Source organism: Mojavia sp. (assembly GCF_059505145.1).
This window is the reverse complement of sequence record NZ_JCACKA010000016.1, coordinates 1-6,272: the sequence shown is the minus strand read 5'-3', so window position 1 is coordinate 6,272 and position 6,272 is coordinate 1. Positions and strand designations below refer to the sequence as shown.

Genomic DNA, 6,272 nt, shown 5'->3' with positions numbered 1-6,272 from the left:
GACACAACTTCCCACAAGTGACTTGAAGTTATGTGCAGTCTTACTGTACTGTTCCCACCTGGAATGATAAATTGGTTCAGGAAGTAATACGTTTGATATTAGAAGCGTACTATGAACCTCAATTTTCCAACAGCAGTCATGGTTTTCGACCCAAGCGCGGATGCCATACGGCACTAACAGTAATAGACCGAACTTGGCAAGGAACTAAATGGTTTGTCGAAGGAGATATTCGCGGTTGTTTTGACAATATAGATCATAAAATCTTAATGTCAATCTTACGTGAGAAAATCCAAGATAACCGCTTTTTAAGATTGATTGAAAATTTACTCAAGGCAGGTTACTGCGAGCAACGGAAATATTATTCGACCCTTAGCGGAACCCCGCAAGGCTCGATTCTATCACCCACACTTGCCAACATCTATCTTGACAAATTCGATAAATTTATCGAACAAATACTGATTCCAGAATATACACGCGGCAAATGTCGGGCAGAAAATCCAGAGTATTCAAAACTCGTAAAGCTGGCTTGGTACTACAGGCAGAACGGACAATTTGATAAAGCACGTCAACTGGAAATTAAATACCAGAAAATGCCCTCGAAAAATGTTCGTGACCCTGGGTACAGAAGATTAAATTACGTCCGCTATGCAGACGATTTCCTACTTGGGTTTATTGGCTCATTTCAAGAAGCTAAAGCAATTAAGGAGAAAATCAAGACCTTTTTAGCTGCAAATCTTCAGTTAGAACTGTCATCAGAAAAGACCTTAATTACTAATGCTAGAAATGAAGCAGCAAGCTTTTTAGGTTACAAAGTTCTAGTCCAATATTCTGACGATAAGCATACCAATGGTAAACGCTCAATCAACGGAATTGTTGCACTCAGAATCCCAGCAAGAGTTATAGAAGAAAAATGTGCCTTATACATGAGGAATGGTAAACCCATTCATCGCCCTGAATTAATAAATGATGATGATTTTACTATTATCAACATTTACCAATCAGAATTTCGAGGGTACGTACAATTCTATAGTCTGGCTCAAAATATTGCATGGCTGCGAAAACTCCAATGGGTTATGTCGAGTTCGCTGATGAAAACCCTTGCCTGTAAATACAGAACTAGCGTAGCAAAAATCTGCGCCAAGTATAAGAAGACCGTTAAGCTTCCACAAGGAAGAAGAAAATGTGTGGAAATAACCGTCCCTGTAGAAGGTAAGAAATCCTTAGTGGCTCGCTTTGGCGGCATACAATTAAAACGTAACCAAAAAGCCACCATTTTAGACCTGCCAACAAGTAGAAAGCCCGCGTTCAGAAATGAACTAATCAAGCGTCTGCTTGCTGACGAATGCGAGATTTGCGGTGCAAAAGGTAACATTGAGGTTCACCATATTCGCGCCCTTAAAGACCTCAAAACCAAGGGCAGAAAAGAAAAACCGCAATGGATGCAAGTTATGTCCGCACGTAGAAGGAAAACTCTCATGGTTTGCCCTCAATGCCATGATGCAATACATGCTGGTAAACCAATGTCTCAACGAGTCTTGCGATAACAGAGTACTGGAGAGCCGTGTACCTGGAAATCTTGTAAGCACGGTTCGGAGGGGGCTAGTTAGAAAAGGAGCCAAACCGTGGAAACCTCGCTAGCTAGCTACCCACTTTTGACAGGATAAACCACACAACCATAATGGATAACCTTATTGCTCCCAGAGCATTAAAGGAGGGAATATTCCGAGCATTAAAGGCAGGAGTAAACCCAGAATTCCCCGAACAAGGTACACCTCAAGGTGGTGTGGTTAGCCCACTTCTGGCAAATATAGCCCTAAATAATATTGAAGAGTTACATCAATATCACGGCATCAAGGGACGCAGGGTGACACCTGACACACCAAAGAAGGACATCAAAAAAGCCTGTGTACGCTACGCAGACGATATGGTGTTCTTCCTAAGACCAGAAGACGACGCAGAAGAGTTACTGAATAAAATAAGCCAATTCCTAGCAAAAAGAGGATTAAAGGTAAGCGAGAAAAAGACCAAACTGACCGCTTCGACAGATGGATTTGACTTTCTAGGTTGGAATTTCAAAGTACAACAAAACAGAAAGCTCAAATGTGTTCCCTCAGTGGAAAACTACAAAGCATTCCGTAAGAAAGTCAAGAAAATCGTCAATCACTCGAATTATGGTGCTAAGGTGAAAGCCCAAAAGCTTGCACCTATTGTTAGAGGATGGAGACAATACCACAAGTTCTGCAAAATGGACGGGTCACGGTTCTCACTGTGGTACATGAGTCACAGAGCATTCAGGGTATTTAACAAAGAAACCAAGCAGGATAAAAAATCAGCCGTAAAGCTGGCTAAACAAGCCTTTCCTGCCGTTCCTTACTCCGAATTTGCCCATGTCAAAGTAAAAGGGAATAAATCACCCTTTGATGGAGACTTAGTTTATTGGACTGAAAGGAACAGTAAACTATACGATGGGGCAACCTCAAAACAATTAAAACAACAAAACCATACTTGTGGATACTGCGGTCATAAATTGACCTCAGAAGAAAGGGTACATCTACATCACATAGATGGCAATCATGGAAACTGGAAGACTTCTAATCTAATGGTAGTACATGAAAGCTGTCATGATTATATCCACATGAGCAAAAGATAAAGGGGAATTAACCGATACCTTCATGCGCGAAAACCCGTTAACCAGTTAAAACTAAAGTCACTTTAGTTTGGGGATGATGGAGCAGGTTAAGGAACTTATTATCTAAGAATATCGGAAGCTGGATGAAATGAAAGTTTCACGTCCAGATTTAACAGAGAGGTGCGGAGGGTAATACCTCCCATCGACTCTACCAAAGATCCTCAGCAAGCCAAGCATGAGTTTGAAGATGCTCGACAGTATACTCTGGGTACAAAACCCTCTGGAAACATCGATTTGACAGTCGCACTCTGGGGCGATTATAAGCGTGCCGGTATGAAAGAGCGCCACACAGGGGGAGCGATCGCACTATTTTTCTGGGTGCTAGACATCACCACCACATTCGTTGGTCGTAATCCTTTCCGTTACACTAACCCAGCCGCAATTTTGGGTTGTTTTGCTTATAACTGTGCCTCAATGATGGCTGGTGAGATTGGTTACAACATTTGGAAATTAACTAAGTAAGAAGAAAGAACATGCAGCAACAAATACCAATGCTAGGAACAAAAGAAACGGCACTGCTACGTGGCGATTATCCCAGTATTGAGTATTTGGAAGCTGGCAACATCGCCTCTTGGCTGCAAGAACGCCAAGACCAGTTATTGGTTCGCGCCAGGGACGAACGTAACGGTATGAATTTGGCTAAGTTCATCACACTGGCCACATCTGCGGTTGGTGCGGTTTGTTATGCCACCTCTCCCCTTGCCCCAATTGGTGCGGTTGTTGCCTCCTTTGGTTATCTTTGGTCAGTGGTACAAGACTTAAACGATACTCATCAATTTGCACCCATTCCTTTTATTCGTGGCGACTTCTTCAGTTTCCTTTCAGCTATGGGTGATAGCGTTGCCAGGGAGGAATATTTTGCTAATCACAACGAACTTGCCGAGTTGATGCTGCATTTAGAGCCGATGGAGAAATATGAATTCGCCATGCTCAAGCAATGTTCTCATGTTGTGTGTGAATACCTGAATGCCGTTGAGCCTGGGAAAAGATTTTACGCTTACCGTTGGTTGCTTGATTGGTTTATTCAACTTCAAGGCTATTTCCCTACTCAAGAACAGCTATCCGGTCATTTGGCACAAGTGAGTGTTGACCCTAGAGTAAACTATCAACAAGTTACAGCCATTCAGCAAGCAATTCAGCCGCAGAATTTGGGGATTCCTCCTGCGCGGTTTACGCACTTACCAACTCCAGTCTCACAAACAACCCAAACATCAGCACCACAGATTCATTCTCATGAGGTTTATCCCCCGCCTCCTACTTCACAGCCATTGCCCACAGAAACTCCGATTATTAATACCGCAATTTCCACTTACACAAAATCTCCTCATACTGAATATGACTTAATTGGTCACATCGCCAAAAAAGTCACCAATATGCTGTGGGTTGGTGTCCCTGGTTCTGGCAAGGGGATCACCATTAGCAACGCCATAGATGCCATCAAGCGACTGCATCCTGACATACATATCTTTTATATTGACCCCAAAGGTGACGAGAAAGAAACTGGTTATTTCAATGGTCGTGTTGACACCCTCAAACGCGCCAAGATTGTTGAAATGTCGCCAACCGAAGCAGTCAGTTGGGTCAAAGAATGCTTTAGCGAGTTCCAGAAAATCTCTGGATCTAAGCTCATCATTCTGGATGAAGGTACGGCTGTTTGTTCCAAGTTCAAAAATGCCAAGGGTGAGATTGGCTGGCTCAAGGACAAAATCATTTCTTACTGTTCTTGCGGTGATAGCTCTGGTTGGCATTTCTGGATTGTCGTTCAAAATCCTCACACTGACGACTTGGGCATTTCTGGCGGTCTGCGATCGCAGTTAACCTCAGTAGCATTGGTTTCTCCAGATAATGTCCCGGCTTACAGTGCCATGATTGCCACACAGTTAATTCCGGGCGATCGCAAGATTACCTCAACCCAAGTTATGGAGATTGCCGCACAATCAGCAGTTGGTCGAGCAGTGTATTACGGCGGCATCAATGAATGGTTTCCCATGCCACAGCTAAAAAACTTTTCTGGCTACGATCGAGATACCAACAAGTTTATTAATTCTGTACCAAGCGATCAACAATCTTCTCACACCGAAGCTAATTCATCAGTGGATGCGCCCCTTACTCAAGCTCAACAAATGTTAGCACTGTTAGAGAAAACAAAAGCCAATTCAATCGATGAGTTTATCCAGAACGAGTTGAAATTAGACGGAGTTCCGCCAGAGCTAATTCGTTTGGGAATCGAAAGGCTACTCCAGAATTCTCATCTCAAATATAAGTTTGATGGCTGGAATAGTAATCAAAATTAAAAACTTATAGTTAGAGAAAAATATGCCAGACAAAAATCAAAGTAACTCTTCTATATCAGTCTCCAGCCCTTTAGAAAAGATAAGGGTTAGTATCGCTACTTTTTTTAACAGACTTTCTCAAAGTTTTCAACTTCAAGAGTGTGAACAGGTAGTTAAAATACAACAAATAAGTATGCCGTCTAATTGCTTGCATCGGTTGTGCTAACTATCACGGAGTTGAGGATGAAGATAATATGTTAGCATATAAGATTCACGCACATGCTTAGGAGGCTCGTAATTTTCCTGATTTTTGCAGGATCTGAAGTTCGGTAAGGCTAAAATAAATAAACCCTAATTTCAAACAATAATAAAAAACTGATATTTGAAAACTGAAAAATTCATTAACCTTAACCAGAAGTAGGGACATTACAATGGTTCAATTCGCGCCAAAACTTTTAACTGTTGAGGAGTTTATTGTTCATTATGGCGATAATGAACGCTGTGAATTAATTGATGGTGAATTAATTGAAATGGAACCAACAGGGCCGCACGAGCAAGTATCTGCTTTCATTGGGCGAAAATTGAATGTAGAAATTGACCGTCAAGAAATCTCATATTTTATTCCCCATCGGTGTTTAATTAAACTTTTAGGAACGAATACAGCTTTCCGTCCTGATGTAATTGTATTAGACCAAACTCAACTATTTAATGAACCACTATGGCAGCAAGAACCTGTAATTACATCAGGAAATTCCATTAAGTGGATTGCTGAAGTTGTTAGTACAAACTGGCAAAATGACTATGCTCGTAAAGTTGAAGATTATGCTCTGTTAGGAATACCTGAGTATTGGATTGTTGATTATCTGGGTATTGGTGGCAGAGAGTATATCGGCAAACCCAAACAACCAACAATCACAATTTGCACATTAGTAGAAGATGAATATCACAAACAATTGTTTCAAAATGATGAGCAACTCATTTCTTCAGTCTTTCCTAACTTGCAATTAACAGCGCAACAAATATTTGCAGCCGGACAGCCTACTATTTAATTGTTTGAGCTTGTAACAACCTCTGCCATAATCTTGTGTAACGCTGCTAGTCATCTGTAGTCCGCACAGCCAGAAATATCGCTTTCTGACATTTGCTGATCGAAGCAGAGTTTACAAGTAATGTTTGTGGGAGAACTCTCAACACAGATTTCAAAAAACCTCATGTAATACTGATCTGTTAGAACAAACTCAACAGTTAATTTAGATAATGCTATGAGAGAAATAGCAAAGCCATTCGTCCATGAAGAAACTGCTTAAACG

The 6,272-nt window shown here is 41.4% G+C and carries 4 protein-coding genes and 1 pseudogene; all 5 read left to right on the top strand.

Annotated features, from left to right (window positions below; genetic code table 11):
• Positions 1-32 precede the first annotated feature (32 nt).
• Positions 33-1,544 (top strand): reverse transcriptase domain-containing protein, encoded by a 1,512-nt coding sequence (locus AC5JL8_RS01605; protein ID WP_495878030.1) that lies wholly within the window; start codon positions 33-35, stop codon positions 1,542-1,544.
• A 107-nt stretch (positions 1,545-1,651) separates the two neighbouring features.
• Positions 1,652-2,650, top strand: a pseudogene (locus AC5JL8_RS01600) (reverse transcriptase domain-containing protein); the annotation flags it as partial.
• Positions 2,651-2,809: 159 nt separating this feature from the next.
• Positions 2,810-3,151, top strand: coding sequence for a hypothetical protein (locus AC5JL8_RS01595; RefSeq protein WP_495878029.1), 342 nt, complete (start codon positions 2,810-2,812; stop codon positions 3,149-3,151).
• A gap of 11 nt (positions 3,152-3,162) precedes the next feature.
• On the top strand, positions 3,163-4,983 hold the full coding sequence (locus AC5JL8_RS01590) for a hypothetical protein (RefSeq protein WP_495878028.1): 1,821 nt from the start codon (positions 3,163-3,165) through the stop codon (positions 4,981-4,983).
• A gap of 410 nt (positions 4,984-5,393) precedes the next feature.
• Entirely contained in the window at positions 5,394-6,011 is a 618-nt protein-coding gene (locus AC5JL8_RS01585) for a Uma2 family endonuclease (protein WP_495878027.1), read from the top strand.
• Positions 6,012-6,272 lie beyond the last annotated feature (261 nt).